24 protein-coding genes, 1 tRNA gene and 1 pseudogene are annotated in these 16953 nt (G+C 56.4%); 4 read left to right on the plus strand and 22 right to left on the minus strand.

What is annotated here, in order from left to right; translation table 11 throughout:
• Position 1 precedes the first annotated feature (1 nt).
• Positions 2 to 394 carry a sulfurtransferase complex subunit TusD gene (tusD, locus tag ACO77H_RS11745; protein ID WP_170043090.1) on the minus strand — a complete coding sequence of 131 codons (393 nt, stop codon included), beginning with the start codon at positions 392 to 394 and terminating at the stop codon, positions 2 to 4.
• An 87-nt stretch (positions 395 to 481) separates the two neighbouring features.
• Positions 482 to 1153, minus strand: coding sequence for a Bax inhibitor-1/YccA family protein (locus ACO77H_RS11750; RefSeq protein WP_029293588.1), 672 nt, complete (start codon positions 1151 to 1153; stop codon positions 482 to 484).
• A 152-nt stretch (positions 1154 to 1305) separates the two neighbouring features.
• Here ACO77H_RS11750 and ACO77H_RS11755 point away from each other — a divergent pair.
• Positions 1306 to 1396 (plus strand) — tRNA-Ser (locus ACO77H_RS11755).
• 116 nt (positions 1397 to 1512) lie between these two features.
• Here ACO77H_RS11755 and ACO77H_RS11760 read toward each other — a convergent pair.
• From ACO77H_RS11760 to ACO77H_RS11775, 4 genes are all read right to left on the minus strand, one after another.
• On the minus strand, positions 1513 to 2562 hold the full coding sequence (locus ACO77H_RS11760; protein ID WP_432755497.1) for a tyrosine-type recombinase/integrase: 1050 nt from the start codon (positions 2560 to 2562) through the stop codon (positions 1513 to 1515).
• Between the two features lies 1 nt (position 2563).
• Positions 2564 to 2806 (minus strand): DUF4224 domain-containing protein, encoded by a 243-nt coding sequence (locus ACO77H_RS11765; RefSeq protein WP_432755498.1) that lies wholly within the window; start codon positions 2804 to 2806, stop codon positions 2564 to 2566.
• 2 nt (positions 2807 to 2808) lie between these two features.
• Positions 2809 to 3030: a hypothetical protein gene (locus ACO77H_RS11770; RefSeq protein ID WP_432755499.1), complete on the minus strand. Its 222-nt coding sequence runs from the start codon at positions 3028 to 3030 to the stop codon at positions 2809 to 2811.
• Between the two features lie 333 nt (positions 3031 to 3363).
• Complete coding sequence (locus ACO77H_RS11775; protein ID WP_432755500.1) at positions 3364 to 5112, minus strand: DNA cytosine methyltransferase; 1749 nt, start codon at positions 5110 to 5112, stop codon at positions 3364 to 3366.
• 50 nt (positions 5113 to 5162) lie between these two features.
• On the opposite strand from ACO77H_RS11775, the gene ACO77H_RS11780 reads away from it, so the two are divergent.
• Positions 5163 to 5972, plus strand: a complete 810-nt coding sequence (locus ACO77H_RS11780) for a DUF2971 domain-containing protein (RefSeq protein ID WP_432755501.1) — start codon at positions 5163 to 5165, stop codon at positions 5970 to 5972.
• 8 nt (positions 5973 to 5980) lie between these two features.
• On the opposite strand, the gene ACO77H_RS11785 is transcribed toward ACO77H_RS11780, so the two are convergent.
• A complete protein-coding gene (locus tag ACO77H_RS11785; protein WP_432755502.1) occupies positions 5981 to 6787 on the minus strand; it encodes a phosphoadenosine phosphosulfate reductase family protein in 807 nt (268 codons plus the stop codon).
• Positions 6788 to 7189: 402 nt separating this feature from the next.
• Here ACO77H_RS11785 and ACO77H_RS11790 point away from each other — a divergent pair, with 402 nt between their 5' ends.
• Positions 7190 to 7513: a hypothetical protein gene (locus tag ACO77H_RS11790; protein ID WP_432755503.1), complete on the plus strand. Its 324-nt coding sequence runs from the start codon at positions 7190 to 7192 to the stop codon at positions 7511 to 7513.
• Positions 7514 to 7515: 2 nt separating this feature from the next.
• On the opposite strand, the pseudogene ACO77H_RS11795 reads toward ACO77H_RS11790, so the two are convergent.
• From ACO77H_RS11795 to ACO77H_RS11835, 9 genes and pseudogenes are all read right to left on the minus strand, one after another.
• A pseudogene (locus ACO77H_RS11795) lies at positions 7516 to 7770 on the minus strand (hypothetical protein); the annotation flags it as partial.
• 20 nt (positions 7771 to 7790) lie between these two features.
• Positions 7791 to 8330 (minus strand): hypothetical protein, encoded by a 540-nt coding sequence (locus tag ACO77H_RS11800; RefSeq protein WP_432755504.1) that lies wholly within the window; start codon positions 8328 to 8330, stop codon positions 7791 to 7793.
• 230 nt (positions 8331 to 8560) lie between these two features.
• Positions 8561 to 9046, minus strand: a complete 486-nt coding sequence (locus ACO77H_RS11805) for a hypothetical protein (RefSeq protein ID WP_432755505.1) — start codon at positions 9044 to 9046, stop codon at positions 8561 to 8563.
• An 84-nt stretch (positions 9047 to 9130) separates the two neighbouring features.
• Positions 9131 to 9793 carry a lambda exonuclease family protein gene (locus tag ACO77H_RS11810; protein ID WP_057442113.1) on the minus strand — a complete coding sequence of 221 codons (663 nt, stop codon included), beginning with the start codon at positions 9791 to 9793 and terminating at the stop codon, positions 9131 to 9133.
• A complete protein-coding gene (locus ACO77H_RS11815; RefSeq protein WP_432755506.1) occupies positions 9793 to 10782 on the minus strand; it encodes a RecT family recombinase in 990 nt (329 codons plus the stop codon). The genes ACO77H_RS11810 and ACO77H_RS11815 overlap by 1 nt, the downstream gene beginning before the upstream one ends.
• Before the next feature lie 53 nt (positions 10783 to 10835).
• The gene (locus ACO77H_RS11820; protein ID WP_432755507.1) at positions 10836 to 11996 is read right to left on the minus strand and encodes a hypothetical protein; all 1161 of its coding nucleotides are present in this window, start codon (positions 11994 to 11996) and stop codon (positions 10836 to 10838) included.
• 54 nt (positions 11997 to 12050) lie between these two features.
• A complete protein-coding gene (locus ACO77H_RS11825; RefSeq protein WP_120731824.1) occupies positions 12051 to 12278 on the minus strand; it encodes a hypothetical protein in 228 nt (75 codons plus the stop codon).
• On the minus strand, positions 12275 to 12505 hold the full coding sequence (locus ACO77H_RS11830; RefSeq protein ID WP_432755508.1) for a hypothetical protein: 231 nt from the start codon (positions 12503 to 12505) through the stop codon (positions 12275 to 12277). The genes ACO77H_RS11825 and ACO77H_RS11830 overlap by 4 nt, the downstream gene beginning before the upstream one ends.
• Positions 12483 to 12689, minus strand: coding sequence for a hypothetical protein (locus tag ACO77H_RS11835; protein WP_432755749.1), 207 nt, complete (start codon positions 12687 to 12689; stop codon positions 12483 to 12485). Before ACO77H_RS11835 ends, ACO77H_RS11830 begins: the two co-directional genes overlap by 23 nt.
• A 249-nt stretch (positions 12690 to 12938) precedes the next feature.
• Here ACO77H_RS11835 and ACO77H_RS11840 point away from each other — a divergent pair, with 249 nt between their 5' ends.
• Positions 12939 to 13241, plus strand: coding sequence for a hypothetical protein (locus ACO77H_RS11840; protein ID WP_432755509.1), 303 nt, complete (start codon positions 12939 to 12941; stop codon positions 13239 to 13241).
• A gap of 161 nt (positions 13242 to 13402) precedes the next feature.
• Here ACO77H_RS11840 and ACO77H_RS11845 read toward each other — a convergent pair whose 3' ends face one another.
• The 6 genes from ACO77H_RS11845 to ACO77H_RS11870 all read right to left on the minus strand — a co-directional run bounded on the left by ACO77H_RS11845 (position 13403) and on the right by ACO77H_RS11870 (position 16912).
• A complete protein-coding gene (locus ACO77H_RS11845; RefSeq protein ID WP_432755510.1) occupies positions 13403 to 13600 on the minus strand; it encodes a hypothetical protein in 198 nt (65 codons plus the stop codon).
• A 71-nt stretch (positions 13601 to 13671) separates the two neighbouring features.
• The gene (locus ACO77H_RS11850) at positions 13672 to 14055 is read right to left on the minus strand and encodes a response regulator transcription factor (RefSeq protein ID WP_432755511.1); all 384 of its coding nucleotides are present in this window, start codon (positions 14053 to 14055) and stop codon (positions 13672 to 13674) included.
• Positions 14056 to 14118: 63 nt separating this feature from the next.
• On the minus strand, positions 14119 to 14412 hold the full coding sequence (locus ACO77H_RS11855; RefSeq protein WP_432755512.1) for a hypothetical protein: 294 nt from the start codon (positions 14410 to 14412) through the stop codon (positions 14119 to 14121).
• 659 nt (positions 14413 to 15071) lie between these two features.
• Positions 15072 to 15323: a DUF1654 domain-containing protein gene (locus tag ACO77H_RS11860; RefSeq protein WP_432755513.1), complete on the minus strand. Its 252-nt coding sequence runs from the start codon at positions 15321 to 15323 to the stop codon at positions 15072 to 15074.
• A 171-nt stretch (positions 15324 to 15494) separates the two neighbouring features.
• Positions 15495 to 15905, minus strand: coding sequence for a VOC family protein (locus tag ACO77H_RS11865; RefSeq protein ID WP_432755514.1), 411 nt, complete (start codon positions 15903 to 15905; stop codon positions 15495 to 15497).
• Between the two features lie 575 nt (positions 15906 to 16480).
• Positions 16481 to 16912 (minus strand): glycine zipper domain-containing protein, encoded by a 432-nt coding sequence (locus ACO77H_RS11870; protein ID WP_133714871.1) that lies wholly within the window; start codon positions 16910 to 16912, stop codon positions 16481 to 16483.
• Between the last annotated feature and the right edge of the window lie 41 nt (positions 16913 to 16953).

Here is a 16953-nt window from a genome sequence, read left to right on the forward strand (position 1 = left end):
TTCATGGCCCTCCAAAGCAGATCAGGCGGTCGGCATCCTGGATGGCATCATGCAACTGCCCAAGGCCTGACAGCGCCCACGGCGCATCCAGATTCACCGCGCTGCGCTGGTAGCGCGCAGCTTCTTCAGCATTCAACACCCCACGGCGCAGCGCCGCAGCGATACAGACCACGCCATCAAGCTGATGCTTGCTGACGAAGGCGCTCCATTGTTGGGCGATATCCTGCTCATCCTGGGGCGTGACCACCGAATTGGCGGCGCTGTAGACGCCATCCTGATAGAAAAACAGCCGCACAATCTCATGCCCACCGGCCAGCACAGCCTGGGCAAACTGCAGGGCGCGGCGCGAGGAGGGCGCATGGGCGGCGGAAAAAAGCGCAATCGCGAACTTCATGGAACACTCTGTTGGCAAACCTTTGCCAATGATAAAGCCGCAGGCAACAAAAAGCCCGCCGAAGCGGGCTTTTTGGTAAGGCTGGGATCAGTCGTCGCGGCTCATGATGCCGAAGATCTGCAACAGGCTGACAAACAGGTTGTAGATCGATACATACAGGCTGATGGTCGCCATGATGTAGTTACGCTCGCCGCCATGGATGATAGCGCTGGTCTGGAACAGAATGCAGACCGAGGAAAACAGCACGAAACCTGCGCTGATTGCCAATTGCAGGCCGCTGATCTGGAAGAACATGCTCGCCAGCACAGCCGCCAGCAACACGAAGAAACCTGCAGTGATGAAGCCGCCGAGGAAGCTCATGTCCTTACGGGTAATCAGCACATACGCCGACAGGCCACCAAATACCAAGGCCGTCATGGCAAATGCCGAGCTGACCACTTCCGCGCCGCCCTGCATGCCCAGGTAACGGTTAAGGATCGGGCCGAGCAGGAACCCCATGAAACCGGTCAGGGCAAACGCCGACACCAGGCCCCAGGCCGAGTCGCGCAGCTTGTTGGTGAGGAAAAACAGGCCGTAGAAACCGATCAGTACCACGAAAATATTCGGGTAGCCGACACGCATCTGTTGCGCCACATACGCCATCACGCCGCTAAATGCGAGGGTGAGGGCGAGCAGGCCGTATGTATTGCGCAGGACGCGGCTAACCTCTAGCTGCTCAGCCTGCACGTTGCTATTAACTGCGTAATCCTGTTCGCGCATGGCGACACTCCTTCAGTTTTGAAACGTTCAGTCGCAAAGATCATAACAGACGCTCTGTAACAAGCTATGCAGAGAGTTTGACAGTGTGTTTCATTCGGGTATTATGGCGCCCGCTGAGACAGGATGGGCTACTATAATCCTGTGTTGCACAAGGGAAATTGGCAGAGTGGTTGAATGCACCGGTCTTGAAAACCGGCGAACGTTAATAGCGTTCCCAGGGTTCGAATCCCTGGTTTCCCGCCAAGATTCAGACGAAAGCCTCGCGATTGCGGGGCTTTTGTGTTTCTGGGGTTTGAGAAGGTTTCTCCTGCTTTTGGCTGGAGTTCCGAAACTTTCGGGTAGGAGTTCCGAAACTCTGCCTATTTGGAGGGTTTCGCGGTGGCGCCAATCCTCCTGTAAACCCGCTTTGTGATCTCCTGTTTGCTGTGTCCCAGTAGCAGGCTGGCATCCCCGATATCGATGATTTCCGACGCGGCCTTCGGCCGGATGTCGCGGAACTGAAACCCTCCAATCTTGGTAGCGAGCAGCGGGTCGCCTTGTTCGATGGCGTTCTGCTTGGCTTTTTCCCTCGCCTTATCCCAGCGCAAGCGCAACATCCCCTTCGTCATCCGCTTTCCGTGTCTGTTGATCAACAGGTACTTGGACGAATGACCGACATTCCTTTCGCTGATCTCCCTAACCAATCTCCCTAAGCTGTTTTCCCCGGCTTCCGTACGCATCAGGATTCTGAGCTTCTGCCCAGTCTTGCCCTGCGTTACCAAGAAGTAGTCACCCTCGGTATCGTCGCTGCGCATGATCAGCACGTCAGCAGGCCTCTGACCGGTCAAATAGCCCAGGTCCATGGCTTCCTTTAGTTCTTGTTCGGCAACCGCGTAGACGGCATCCCAAACAGCCGCGTTGGCGTAGTAATCACGCGGCGCCTCCTTGTTCTTCCTGATGCCCTGGCAAGGGTTCTCCCGCTCCGTGAGCCCCCACTCCCTGGCCATGTTGAAAACGTGGGACAGGAGCGCGATCTCGCGGTTGGCACGAACCTTCGCTGAGCGGGCATCCCGGTAACCGGCGATGTTGAACGGCGTAATTGAATCGATGGGCGCCTCATCAAACGTAGGGCGGAGCTGTTTCAGTTCGGCGATGTTGTCCTTCTGGGTCCGCTCTCCCTTTTTTGGGATGACGTCGCGCACGTACCGGTCGAAGATGCCCTTCATCGTTGTCAGATCCGCCGGCTTTTCTTTGGCCTCCAGCTCGGCCCACTTTAAACGGGCTTTGCTCAGGTCTGTTCCAAGCGGGATCTCTTTTCCCGCTGAGTCACGGTAGTAGTAGCCGATCCAGACCTTGCCATTTTTCCTTGGGCGCTTACGGCGCACCATGCCTGGTGGCAAGTCCCTGTTTTCCGTATTCCGGGGACGCATATCAGTTCACTCTGGAGAAATCAGGCGTCCAAGCCGGACGCGTCGGCTGCGGGTTTGGATCTGCGATCGCGGCGTTAACCATGCCAAGCTTCATGCGCGCGAACATCCGGCCTACCAGAGGGCGGCCGCCACGGCTCTCGATGAATACCCAGTTTCGGTCTTTCAGCCATTTGCGCTGGTGAGCGCGCTGCTTGTAGCCAGTTAGGTCGGCGAGCTCGTCGTCCGACAGGATCTCTGCTTGCATACCTACCTCCCGTCGACCGCAGTGGGCCGCGCCGTCTTGATGATGTGGATGATGAAACCGAAAGTGAGCAGCATCCAGGCGACGGTGCCGGCGAATGCTGCGATCAGGGTTTGTTCGGTACCGGTGGAGAGCAGCTCCGGCACCTGCCAGAAAAACCAGAAGGTGGACCCCGCCACGTACAACACGATGGCCGTTATGAGCAGGGTGAGTTTCGTTGCGTACATGGGGTGTCCTTGCCGGGCCAAGCCCGGGCCGTGGAATTTTGGACGGGGTCAGCTACAGTTCAGCGAACAACCAAACGGAGGTGGTTATGGACAATTACGTGTGTGTTGTATGTGGCGGGAAAGGCAAGGAGGCATTTGCGGTAGGGGAGTTCAGAGATGTTGAGTGCCCCGATTGCGGTAAGTATCTGATGTCACAAACGGTGTTAGATGACATGAAGGCAAGAGGCAGCCACTTCAACATCCCTATCACCAGGGCTTGCATCAATGGATTTGTCGCTGCCGGTAAGCCCGCCGTAATTTCCCGCGCGGAGGTGGCGGCATATCAGTTGTTCTCTACGTAGCGCCAAGCTGACGTATAAGGCGCCTCCCGATCCAGCGGACCACGGTGACTGCCTTGCTGTTGCCGATCGCCTTGTAGCGGGGGCCGTCCGGGCATTCCTCGGCGGCCTTGCCGCGCCAAGGGATCAGGGTGTAGTTGTCGGCCATGCCCTGGAGGCGTTCGCACTCGATGGGAGTCAGGCGGCGGACCTGGGTTGGCGCAAGCAGGGCGGGAGGCGGACTGCATGCATCCAATGACGCCGTGTATTCCTCGTACCACTTGCCAGCGCCAAGAGCGGCTGTGTGATGCAGCTTAGTGGAATAAGCGGGAACGATTGGTTGTCCGCGCCCGGTACCGTCCTCGCTGCCGTCGAAACCTTCAGTCTTCAGGGTGTGTGTGACATCACCGGTGATACACACGGCCACCTGGCCACCGGCGTTGGCGTGGCTGCCTGAGTGATTCATTGCGCGCAGCGTAGGTGCGATTACTCCGGCATCGGCGCCGTGATCCTTGCAGGAGAACGCCAGCACGGCGTTTTCCTGGCCGTTGTTCCTACCCAAGGCGAAGGCAAGTTTGTCGCTAACGCCAGGGTCTTGGGTACCATGCACTACGAGCAAGCCCGACTCGGCGTCTTGGTTGGTTGCGCTGCCTGCTGCCTTGCCGTTGGCGTTGAGCGTGCCCGCGATTAAGTGGCCGGCCTGGGCGTGGTCGACATCGGCGCCGCCTTCTGTGCTGCGCAGCGCACCGGCTACCGCCAGGAAGTGCCCAGCCGCGGCGCCCTCGGGCCTTCCTCCTGCACCGCCGCTGTAGGCGTGGCTTGTTAGGGCCCCGATCACATCGGGCTGAACAAAGAACGTCTCGCTGTCCAGGTCGTTGCCGCCTTCATGATGTGTGAGGGTGCCAGCCTTCTCGATGGATCCGGACATGCGCCCAGCACCAAAGGCCGGGATGCCGCCGAACATCGATACCGCCGGCCCGAAGTCACCCTCACAGTTCGGGCAGCCATAGACGCCTAGCTGCTCAGGGAAGACGTGCTCACATCCTTCTCCGCACTGGAGCGCAGGGCCGAAAGGAGCTGTTCCGGTAACGTCCTGCCCCTGGCCTCGGCTCGGCGCAGTATCCCGGCGCACGCCTTCGCGCTCAAAAAGTACCTCGGTGGGATCGAACCCGTCTCGAGCACTTGCGACAACGAACACACGACGGCGTCGCTGGGCCAGGCCGAAATATTGGGCGTCCAGGATCCGCCACGCGATTGTTCTTTTGGGTCCATACACACAACCAGCGTCCTGCCATTTCTTCCCTGGAGGCTGCAGCTCGCAGTCTTCCCCAGCAAGCGCGCCAAGAAAGCATCCGAAGGCGTTCCCTTTGTCGCTGAGGACGCCGGGGACGTTCTCCCAGACGATAACGCTGGCGGGCTTTCGCTGGCCGGCTCGAACATAGTCAACTGCATCTGCAAGCTCCACGTATTTGATGGTTAAGGCGCCGCGCGGGTCGGTGAGGCCTTCGCGCATACCGGCTACCGAAAAGGCTTGGCATGGGGTACCGCCGACCAGCACGTCCGGTGCCGGGATCTTGCCGGCCAGCACCAGGGCGGCCAGCTTGGTCATGTCGCCGTGATTCGGCACGTCGGGGTAGTGGTGGGCCAGGACCGCCGAGGGGAACGGCTCAATCTCGGCGAACCAGGCGGCGCGCATGCCCAGCGGGTGCCAGGCCTGTGTCGCGGCTTCTATGCCGCTGCACACGCTTCCGTAAGTGATGGGCATGCTGGCTCCTCGCCGGTATATTGCGAAGTGAAAAATCATTAGAGGTCGCTATGAGTTTATTCCACTACACGGACGTGAATGCTGTTAAAGCCATTATCGAACATGGAGAGATGTGGTTGACAGATATGCGATTCTTAAATGACTCGGAAGAAATGACCCATGGCGTAGAATTAATTATGAGTCTCATAAATGGGCGAGGGGTTCAGGAGAGGATCAGTAAAGAATATGCCGTTGCTGCGACAGATTTTATTACCAAGGGACTTTCTTCACACGTGGGAACGTTGATGAATCTAAACCCGATTTTTGTCTGTTCATTTAGCCGGGCGCCTGATCTGCTAAGTCAGTGGAGGGCGTATGGTAACTATGCGCTTGAGTTTTGCGAAGACTCTATAAGTCATGATTTATATGAGTGCTTGTATGGGCCTCAAGAAAAAGGGCGAAGAGCCTACGATGCCACTTTGACAGCTGTTCGTGGGCTTGGTAGATCTATGCGATCTAATAGTGGCGTCCCATGTTTAAAAGGGCTTAGGGCATATTCTGATTTAGCAATAGCTGCTGCGACTTTGAAGCATGAGAGCTTTTCAGAGGAGCAAGAAATTAGGATGCTGGTTGAGAAAATTGATTGCAGTTTTCCGTTGCAATTTCGTTCTAGGTCGGGAGTTTTAATTCCTTACATTAAGGTTCCGTTTCCGTTTCATAGCATTAAGGCTGTTCATGTCGGTCCGATGAGAGACCAAGACCTAGCCTGTAGTTCAATGAGTATGTTTGTTGATGAAATCATTAGAGTGAAACAGGCCGACGGATCTCAGTGCAGTGGAATTAATGTAATTCGATCAACCACGCCGTTTCGAAGCAATTAATTTCTAGATTAATCCCCGCAGAAGCAGTGAATGGCCTCGTCGTGCTCAGCGAACAAATCGAACTGGATGTCCGAGTAGTCGATCATCTGCTGGTAACTAGGGCGGTCACTGCGGAAGCGGGCCCCGTCGCCGGTGAACTTCCCGCCGGAGACAACTGAGCTCTCCATGCGTGCCCACCAATCTCCCTTGCGGATCGGTTCATCGCGGTCGCTGGCGATGATTGAATAGACCTGCTTGGCACCTTTAAGGAAGCAAAGGTCGCAGTTGCCTTCCAGTGTCCTGCCGTTGATCGTCGGCAGCATCAGGTCGAAAACCTGGTCCGCCCAGAAGTCGGTCACGTCCTGCACGCCGACACCGGCATCGGCCAACGGCATCACCATGGTTGCCCACTTGCTTTCGCTCGTGCTTTTGCGGTGCCGGATCTTCACGACTCGGCGCGGTTCGTCGGCACGGATGCCGGTCATCATGTCCACCGGCGACTCCTCGGTCGAAAGGCCCAGGCTGCGCAGGTACTTGCGTTTGCGGATCAGGGCCTCGAACGGCTCGCCCTGGCGGCTTGCAGTGTCGTAATCCACCACCGCAAATCCCGCGTCATCGTCGCGAAACTCCAACCAGACAATGGGCACCGACCATCGCTCGGCGCACTCCCTAACAAACTGCAGGGTGGCTGGGTGTTCCTTCCCGGTGTTGGCGAAGGTGACGACCAGATCGCTCAAGTCATCGTTGTTGTCCAGCACCTGGCGCAGCATGTAGGCGCTGGTGCGTCCGCCGGAAAAGCTGACGACCGTCGTCCCGGACAATTTGTAGGGAGACATAGGGGATCCTCGCCGGCTGGCGTGATTCGTTGATATGGGGTATTACGGGTGACCGGCATGGAGCCGGATCAAGGAGGAAAGAGTGGACAGAAAACCTTCTAATAAGCTGCTAGCAGAGCAAAGTGGACTGACCGTAGCTGAAGTCGGCACGTACTTGACGGAGCTTGTGTTGCAGCCTGACGGAAGCTGGATCGCTTACTTCGGCACTGAGATCGATCGCTCGCCAGATGCCAGGACAAAGTTGAATGCAGCACGAACGTTATTGATCCCAGCCTGGCTCGCAAAGCATTGGGTTGATCGCGATATTGGGTAGGCACCGCCCTCCGGTGTCCGGTGGTGACAATTTGGTTTAGGTTGGGGTATTACGGGTGACCGGCATGGGGTCGGTACAAGGAGAAAAATATGTCAGATAATCGTTTGGCCGAGGATCGCCCCCGCAACATAAGCTACATCGAAGGCCAGTTTGAAGTTTTTATCGGCTTCGGCTGGGCAGAGCTTGGCAATATCCCGACGAGTGTAAAAGTCTCTATCCGGGAGCCTGCTCGTAACACCAATTTGGCAGCATCTTCTGACGCAATCAGGAAAAACTGGACTACGTTCGAAGAGGCAGAAACAGAAGGACGCAGAGTGGCTACGGAGCTCATTACGACTCGATCACCTGTTCGGAAAATCACTGGCGTTGGATCATCGCAAGTAATCTACAGCGAAAGCGATGCGCAAAAATAAGCTTACCCGGGCTCAATAATCTCGTCGCCAGGGTCTTTTTGGATAGCGAGCAGGCTTTTATTGCGAAATTCCCGCGCCACGTTTTGCGATATCTCGATTTCGTGGCGCGGTGGATGCAGTAGAGGCTGGCACTTCGCAGCGCCCAAGGCATGCAGGTGATGAATCATCAGCGTCATCGCCTCGCCCTGCTCAGTAATGCCTGACCATTCCATCAGGTCGGCCAGGGTCTAGCGTATTCCAAGTCTGACACGGCATCGATGATGCAAAGTGTCACTGCTTATTCTTCCTTAGAACAGTAGGTGGGAGGCTGATCTTGGGGAGTGATTATGAAGGAAGGGAAATCGGTGATTTTTACCGTCTTGTATAGCCTGAGATCGCTTCCAGTAGGAGGGAGAGTACTGCGCATTTTGTTCGCCACAATTTCCTCACCCGCTGGATTCGCGGCGCTGAAGGAGACAGTTAGACTAGCAGGGTCAATATCAATTAACTCACCGTCATCTTCCATGGTTGCCCGCGACTGGTAATTCACGGTCATTGTGTTGGATGATAATCCCTTTGGGATAAACGTTACGCTGACATCAGTACGCGTCAGGTTTCCCGTTCTCTCTTTGATGTGTGCGCGAGTTTTTAGGAGCGTTGGCAATATATTTTTGCCGTTTCCTTCAAGCTGCGTCTCACAGCTAACAACGCTACCGGGCGGGTACGCGGCATTGAGCTTGAGCATTTCTTCCCGCGTTATCGCTTCGACATTCATCGAGCACAACACCGCAATACCGATACCCATAGGTAGTAGAAACGTTTTGTAGATGTGATTCATATCCCTATCCTTCGATATTCATGTTCTGGTGCCTAAATCCAGAAAAAGGAAATACGCGTCCGTGCCTTTCTGATTCAGAGCGAGTAGCGTCGGCGATGCAGTTTACCCGGACAGCAACTCTACAGTTCAATAGAGGGCTCAGATAGCGGTTTGCGCATTACCTTTTTCCCCTCGCTGCAATGATCATTTCTAGGGAAAGGTCGCCTTCAGGATACCGCGGGGAGGGTGGCTTATTCGTCGCCGTCGTCTATAGCGTTCATCTGGAGCGATTCGGCAAATCCTGCTTGCCGTAATTTGCGCGCCACGTTTTTAGTTATTTCGTAACCGTGGCGCTTAATTTTGAAGAGGGCTGCGGATTTCTTGGGGCCCAGAGAGTGGGCATGCGCGATCAGTCTCCAGATGGTAGCCCGGTCCTTCGTCTGGCCCAGTTCGGCGGTGAGCGCTGCCAACCGGTCCCGCATTCCCTGGCGGAAGTAGTGGCGGATGATGTCGGACGGCCCTTTGACCTTCGGCGGCGCCGGCGACAGATCCTCAGCCCGGCCATTCAGCACCAGCAGTTGCACCGCCTCGCTTACTTCCTCGACCTTATGCCAGAGCATCAACTCGTCGAGCATCTGCCGGGTGCCGTGCGGTACCGTGTGCCGCAACTCCTGCTCGCCCAGTTCCTGCCGCTTCTCGGCAAGCTTTGCCGTGCGCTCCTTTTGTTCGGCTGCCATGGCCTGCCTCTTCTATTCCGCTGGCCGGCAATGCGAGCCAGGTTTGACGTTTGCGTTGCTGGATGCGGGTTATGCGGCGCATGGTCAGGCTCCCAGGCGGTGGGCTTGCGCCCGCGCCTTGTCTGCGACCTCGTCGACCATGCGATTGAGTTCCAGGTTGAACTGGACCAGCTCCTTGTGCAGGTTTGCGATGTAGTCCTCGTCGCGGTAAATCGTCTCGATATAGAGCTGACACTCTTCATCCTGGCGAGAATCGAACGAAATAAAGTCCCACCACTTGCGACCTGTAACGAACATGCATCCCTGAATCTGCGGGATGTGTTCTTCGGGCATGCCTTCGAGCCAGGTTCTGATGTGAATTGCTTCGTTGAAAGGGCACTTTGATTCAGTACCGCCGTCATCGTTGATCAGGCCGTCTGGAGAGCAGCCAAGCCAGTCGTACTTGGGGTGGACGATGAATTCGGAGGGGAGGACGATGTTGCCGGTCAGCATCTCGTAGGCGTCCTGGGCCTTTTGCTCTTCAGCGTGCCCCCATTTCAGGGAGGCGCTGCTGACGTTGTGTTTGGACTTCTTTGCTAGCCGCTCGAAGCACAGTTCGCGCATGTAGGAGGTGCGCGCGCCCATCGGCTCGCGCTTCCCATGTTTGTCAGGCTTTCCCCAGGCCAACACGTCTTTAAAGCGGCTGGCTGTCACGCGACCAGATCGGTCTGCATGCCACTTGTCCGTGCCCTGAAGCTCAGTTCTCACTACGCGGCCTCCTCTGTATGGGGCTGGTCTGCGTTGGAGCTGCTCATGTCGGTGAAGTCAGCATCAACAGTCGCTGCCATGCTCTTGAGTGCTTCGTGGCATTCCAGACCGATTGCCGCACGTTGCTTCGGCTTGAGGCCTGCCCAAGCTGCTGCGTAGGCTTCGATGTCCTGGCGCTTCGCGACGACCAGAAGGTCAGCAAATACTCCGTCGATTTCAGGCGACGGAGATTTAGGCCCGAACGAAACTCCCGCCGCGGCAGCGGTGTTCGCAGTCTGCTTGGCGGGGGTGATGTCGATCTCGCCGCCATACGAGTCCTCGAATTCGTCAGGGGTGTAAACACCAAGGATCACGTCAGGGCAGAAGAGTCGCGCCCATTTTTTGGTGACCAGGTATGCGATTTGCTGCTTCGGGTCTTCCGCCCAGAGCGTAGAGTTACGTGTGCGAACCTGGGTCAGTAACAGCTCAAGAGTGCGCGGTTCGTCTTCGCCTTTGAAGGTTGCCCAGACCTTGATCCCTAAGCCTTTCTCATCATCAAAGCTCCAGGCTGGAACACGATACTTTTTGGGCTCGCCTGTATCTTCGTCCTTCTTGGTCTTACTGGTGACTTCGCGCATCTTCCCGATGACGTTTTCCCAGGAGCCGAACCACTCAAAGTTCAAGCGACTTTTGACCGGCGCCTTGGCGGTGATCACTGCGTTCACGAGCTGGGCCTCATAGCTCAATGCGCCACCGTTGACGATAAAGGTCTTCTGCGCCACCGCGAATGGGTTCATCTGCCATTGCATTGCTTGTAGCACTACCGCCATGCAGTCAGCCTGGTTGCCTTTGAGGTGCTTAGGGACTGTTGTAACGCCCTTCGACATCATCATCGCGAGATCGCTCATCGACTTCATGGTGCCTGGGTCGAGGATGAGTGCCGCAGCGTTGTGCGATGGGTCGTGATAAGTGGCGAGGCCGGTTTGTGCTTGGGTGTCTGTGTCGGTCATAGCACTCTCCGTAGCCAGCATGGGTTGTGCTGGCCGTCAGATGGAAAGGGTGGTTAGAAGCTGTGGGCACGCAGCCAAGTGCGAGCGGTGTCGATGTCAACGTCGAAGCCCAGGGCGACCACTTCGACAATGTCTTCAGCCGGGGGTGTAGTCGGGTCTACGTCGATGGAAGCCATGGAGGCGGCGACTACTGCAACAGGCACAGTTTCAACTTCCTTTTCGATTGGAGCGGCAGCGACAGCCGCTAATGGAGCAGGCGCGGCAGCCTGGGCGCGCAGACGGGCCAGCTCTTCCTGGTCGCGCTGATACTGTGCCTCGCGCTCGCGCTGCTGGCGTTGTTGCTCTTCCTGTTGCTCACGCTGTTGACGTTGCTGAGCCTCCATGTCACGTCGCTGCTGGTCCAACTCATCCTGTTGCTGCTTCAAGCGCTTGCGGTCTTCCTCTGCGCGCTGTTTGCGCAGTTCTTCAGCCTCGGCGTCGGCGATTCGCTGCTTTTCGCGTAGCTCATCAAGCTCCCTTTGCTGGGTCAGTAGCTTTTCAGCGGCCGCTTCGCGCTCCAGGGCAGACTTGTGCAGCGCTTCCAACTGATCAATCGCATTGTCGCGGGCGATGGTGGCTTCAGCTTCAAACTCGCCATATTCTTCAGGCAGGATCACCGCTTCCTTGACGTTCTGCAGGGTGTTAAAGACGTCGGCTGCGCTTCGGCTTGCATAGGCGGCAGCAACAGAGCTGAAGCGGTTGATTTTTGCCCGGATGGCTTCTATGCGCTCATGTTCCAGGCGCTCTTTCTCCGCCTTCGCGTCAGCGACACGTTTTTCTTCAGCTTTGATGGCTTCATCAACTGGCTCTTCGAGCACCAAAACGCGGGCCTTCAACGCCTCGCCAAAATCCTTGACCTGATTAACTCGGGCCTGAGCTTCTTTCACCTTCTGCTGGTATGGCACCAGTGCTGTCTTGGTGGTGTTCGCCAGGGCATAGCGCACGTCGCGGATGTCAACGCGAACCTCTTTGGCATTTGCCAAACCTTCGCTCGTCGAGCAATCAACGACCAGCTTCGCGTAGGTGGTCTCCAGGCGAACGATCTGCTCTTCATGCGGTTGATATTCGACGATGTCGGTGATCGAAACAGCAGGCGCTACAGATTTATGTACTTCTTGAGCCTCAGATGTTTCGAGCGATTCTTGTGCGAGTGCTTGATTGGTATTTTTGGACATGACGATCCCTCGCCGCGCTTGGCGCAGCATTGAAAGTGGTGTGGGTCAGCAGAGTTATGCGGCGGAAACGGTAGAGGCGTTGTGTTTGGCGTAGATCTGGTCAATTTGCGCCTGGTAATGACGGTGCTCAGCTTCGTCGATGGCTCTCAGCATAAAAGCCAGGGTTATGCATGACCGCGCCGCGGCGCTGGCATTTTCCTTACCCAGATCCCGGATCAGGTTTTCTATCTCGGCCTCTATCCAGCCCACGGCTATCTGGTGGTCTCGCTGGGCGATGTTCATTCAGCATTCCTTACTGGCGGGCAGATCAGTTCCATCTGCCCCATAGCAACGCTGATACGCAGCTTTAGGCTGGCGCGCTCTTTGAGACGACGCGCCTCACGCTCTGCCAGGTCATCTGCCGTGTACTCGTGGAACAGATCGATATGCTGAGTCCTTCCGAAGTTCGGTAAATCCCAGCGCCTTTCGGATTCCCGGGCCTGGGCGCTATCCGCATAGCTTGTTTGCATGACGAGACTCCAGGGAGCGGGCAAGGGCGCAGGCTTCGTTGTGGTTGCGGCGAAACCCTTTCACCTTGCCGGTGGCGGAATCAACGACGTGGAAGAACTCGTGGCCCGCTGGAACTACACGGTAGCGGGGGGAGCTCTTTGGCGTGCTGGAGCCGACCAGCCCAAGACAAAGGGCCAAGGACATATTGCGGCGCTGGTTCATTGCAAGTGCTACATCGCAGTGAGCTTGGTGACTTTGGATCATGATCGCCTCCAGTTTGGCGGGTTGTTCACCTGTATTCGTCAGCACTCATGCCTCCCGCTGGTTGCCGATGGGCGCGGGGGAGGAGTGCTGACGGGTAGAGGCGGGGAAGGAAAGTAGCTCTCTCGATGGTGGCGTTGTGGCATTATTGATCGATCAAGCTTTTTTGATGCCCATCTAAGGAGTGATGCAATGCCAAAGTTTTTCATCGATAAAGGCAACCTGAAAGCTACTGCTCAATTGCTTTTCGACGCGAAACGGATGCCAGACGTAGAGGATGCGATATCCGTTGAGCAGGTGCTCATGAAGAGGCTTAAAGAGGAGTTTGTTAACTCTCGGGACGACTTCAATATGTCCGCGTGCCCATGCATTTACGGCCCCGTTTATTGCTTGCCGGCGACGATGCCAAACGAACCTACCGATCACGTTGTTCTAAATCTAACGATTCGTCCTCGTGATGCAGAGATCACACCCTGGACGTTTGAAGCTCTTTAATCAGGCCAGCTCGGGGTGTGATTTTCCCTGACTTACTCAGGGATTCCGGCTGTCCGAGGGATCCTTTCGGCAGCGTTTCAGATCTCTCCCCGATAAGGCCTGGTTCTGGGAAGTACCAGGCCCTCGGGCAGTTTGCGACAGGCTGTCGTGGTGCTGGTTGTTCAGCCGGCGCGTTCCAGCTCGCAGCATTGTTCGTAATGAGCCACTGCGATTGGCATGTGGTAGCTATCCAGAGGCCACTTGCTAACCTTGCAGCCTTGACCAGCAGGGCAATGAAACACAAACAGCTCACCCGCCTCTTTGTCCATCTGCATGCTCACCTGTGCGCCGCTTGTGAAGTCGTCTTCAATGATGACCATCTCGTCTTGCTCCGGTTGTTTTCCCAATGCACCCGGGTAACCAGGTGCATCGGTGAAAAAGTCTGGAGCGCTTAGGCTGTCAGCTCAACACGCTCTGCCCGGCGCACCATCCGCACCTGAGTCATGCACCTTTCCGGCGCCCGGCGATCACGACGCATTGAGTCGTCACTGATCATTGAGTGCATGGCAAGCAGCGCCGCCAGTACAAAGCAAACCGGCGTGATGATCTGGCGCTTCATGGCCTCAGCCACTAACGCCGTACGCTTCGTCACGCCCAGCTTGAACATCGCATTGGTCAGGCGCTTCTTGACGGTGCCTGCCTCAATCCCTGCTTCCCGGGCGATCTCTTTCGAGGTGAAGCCCTGGGCAATCCAAAGCAGGAACTGAAGTTCTCGCGGCGCTAGGCCACGTCCGAGGTGGCCTTTCCATGAACCGTTGATGATTGTTGCTTCCATCGTTGTAACCCTCGGTTGGTTTCCCGCTGCCACCGAGGCGGTGGCAGAAGTGAAAATTTCCGATTACTCGCTGCGCGCGGCTAGGGCTGCTTTGGCATCAATCTCCTCGTCAAATGAGCAGAGGTGCGGTGCCTTCGAGTACAAATTAAGCAGGCGCTCGCCTTCATCGGTTGACCAGGTGTGGGCGGCTAGCGAGCTTTCCGCCTCTGTCGCGTAGCTCTCTACAGCCGCTTCGATGACCGCCGTCAAAGATCGCCGTTGAATTCGCCCCATTACATCCATGAGGTACCGCGTTCGTGGGTTGACCCGGGCCCCGATCGGCTCTGTCTTGGTCGTTCTGCCAACTTTCTTGGCCATACATTTCTCCCAGTTGGTTTCCCGTTAGGCCCTGTTGCCAAGGACTATCGGTGAAACCCCCGGCCTCGCTACTGGCGACAGGCCGGGGTTGTTGCGTCAGCGGTGTGGCTCGTTGCCCGCTGCTGATTGCAGGGCTGGCCGGTCGTCTTCGTGGGTGGGCGGTGAGCTTCCTCCTCACGGCGTCAAACAGCATCTGTTCGCCGTGGATCACAGGTCCTTACAACATGCACGCTACAGCTCTGAATGCCCTGGTTTAGTGGGGCAGGGTGCATGAGGTCCGGCGTTCCCTGCCGAGGCTATCGGGACCGCTAATTCTGTTCAGTTGAATCTCCCTTCTGCCGCTGGGATTCTCGGGGCGCATTGCTTGCCAGGTCATTCGCGCGGTTCGAGCGTTTCGCTCTCGATCAGCCGTACAGGGTGTTCCTGTCGTGGGCGGGCTATCTGACCCGTCTGATCGCCGGTCGCCGGTAGAGGCAATGCGGTCTGTTGGTATTTCTGTATTTCGCTGACTGTTAAAGAGCGGCGCAGCTTTCGCTGCTGGCCGGCGGTGTTCGTCGCTGGTCTGGATGTAAATATAGGCAATCCCATATTTGTCGTCAATGGGTATTCCCATATTTTTTATGGGAGACAATAAAAAAACCGCTCACTGGCGGGATCTTTTATGTGTCGCAGTACTCGCGCCAGCCTATCCGGACGGCGCCATCATCCAAATGTTCAATCCTTATTCCGACGGTGTCGCCGATGTCTTGAATAACCTGGCGCCAAGCTTCAGGGCTTTCGTCGTCACGTCTGGCTACCTCGATCAGTTGGATCCTCTGTACTCGAGGGGAAGCGATCAAGCCTTGCAGGCGGCGGCCAACAAGCTCATAGGAATTGCGCGGTTTTGATGTGGGGTAGGGTACCTGATTCATGCTTCGCTCCTTGCGATTGCTGTATGCATACACAGTATTGATGCTGTCATGTATTGGCAAGAGGACAGCAAGAAGTTTCATGCATAAATGCATATTTTATGATGAGTGCTTTCCGGCAGGCATGAAAAAGCCCGCGTTGGGCGGGCTCCAAGCAAATACGGTGAACGGCGGCTACCGCGCCAAGTCCAAATCACCACGATGAGCGATATGTACCTTGTTGCCATCTGGATCACGTAGGTACGCACCGTAGTAACCGTCACCATAGTGGGGACGTTGGCCAGGTTCACCATCATCAGATCCGCCCGCAAGAAGCCCAGCTGCATAGGCGCTGTCTACCGCATTTGGAGATGGTGCGGTGAAAGCCACCATGCTTCCATTCCCTGCTCCGGCTTCATTGCGGTCATAAGGGCTGTACACATAAAAGCGAGGGAGAACGCTATCTGGCTTAATCCAGCAAGCCGAAGGTGGCCCGCCATCAGGCGTTACAGGCCTACGATAGAGCCCCAGGGGGATCAGCACCGCGTCATAGAAGGTCGAGGCCTTATCAAGATCGTTTGTCCCAACGGTTACGTGACTGAACATCCTGTATTCCTACTTACGAAGGCGAGGCGTTATCGTGTCATTTTGAAGGTGGGCGTGTATAGCCGTCGTCGGGTAAGTCGGGGAGGGCGAGAGTCGGCCCTCCAAATCGCAGGCAAAGAAAAGCCCGCGATGGGGAGTAGCGGGCTTAAAGGGATGTTCTTTAGGAGCTGTGGTAACCATATGCGTTCAGCTGTGAAAGGTTTGTGAAATGCCGGACGTCAAAGTCTGCGAGATTAATTAATCATCAGCACCCAGTTGGTCTTGCACTTTCAACGGAGGTACTCGCAACTCTGGCAGAGCGACAGCTTCTGGCCATCGAAGCTCTTGCCGTGGGGCGTCAGTGCTCGTTGATCTGTTCACCTTCGCATGGACGTAAGCCACTTCTCGGCTCACGACATGGGCCACATAGCTCACGCTAGCGCACACACTCATGAGCGCGGTGATTTTGACGAGCTTGGTTGCGGTGGGTTTCATGCAGCCCCCCTCCATACGGATGCGATCACCGATCCTAACTGGTAAGGGCAGAAACAAGAAGCCCGGCGCTGGGCCGGACTTCGATGGAATAGCGTCAGAAACTAACGATGTTTGTTCTTGTGTTTATGCTTGTTGTTGCCTTTGTGCTTCTTACCATCAGATCGATGATTGCTCTCATCGTCCGCCAGGTTGTTTCCGATCGCACCACCCGCGGCGCCGCCGAGACCTGCACCGATAGTCGAGCCAGTTGTGCCGCCCAGGCGATTACCAATTAGTGAGCCACCAGCAGAGCCGATACCTCCACCTAATGCAGCTTCGGCTCTGTTGCCTTTTTGGGCACCAACAGCACTACCGGCAGCACCACCTACGCCTGCACCTACGGCTGCGCCGGTTGAGCCGCCGAGCTGTTGACCTACGATATTGCCAAGTGCACCACCAACGCCGCCTCCAAGAGCGGCTGTGCCATCTCCGGCTGCCATCGCTCCTTGCGAAATGAGGACACCCAAAGCTAGGGCGGGTAGTGTCATTTTCATTTTGTGAACCTCTATGGGTTGTCAGCAGGCGCTCACGGTTT

It is taken from the genome of Pseudomonas sp. WMBT8 (assembly GCF_050916005.1).
GTDB lineage: Bacteria > Pseudomonadota > Gammaproteobacteria > Pseudomonadales > Pseudomonadaceae > Aquipseudomonas.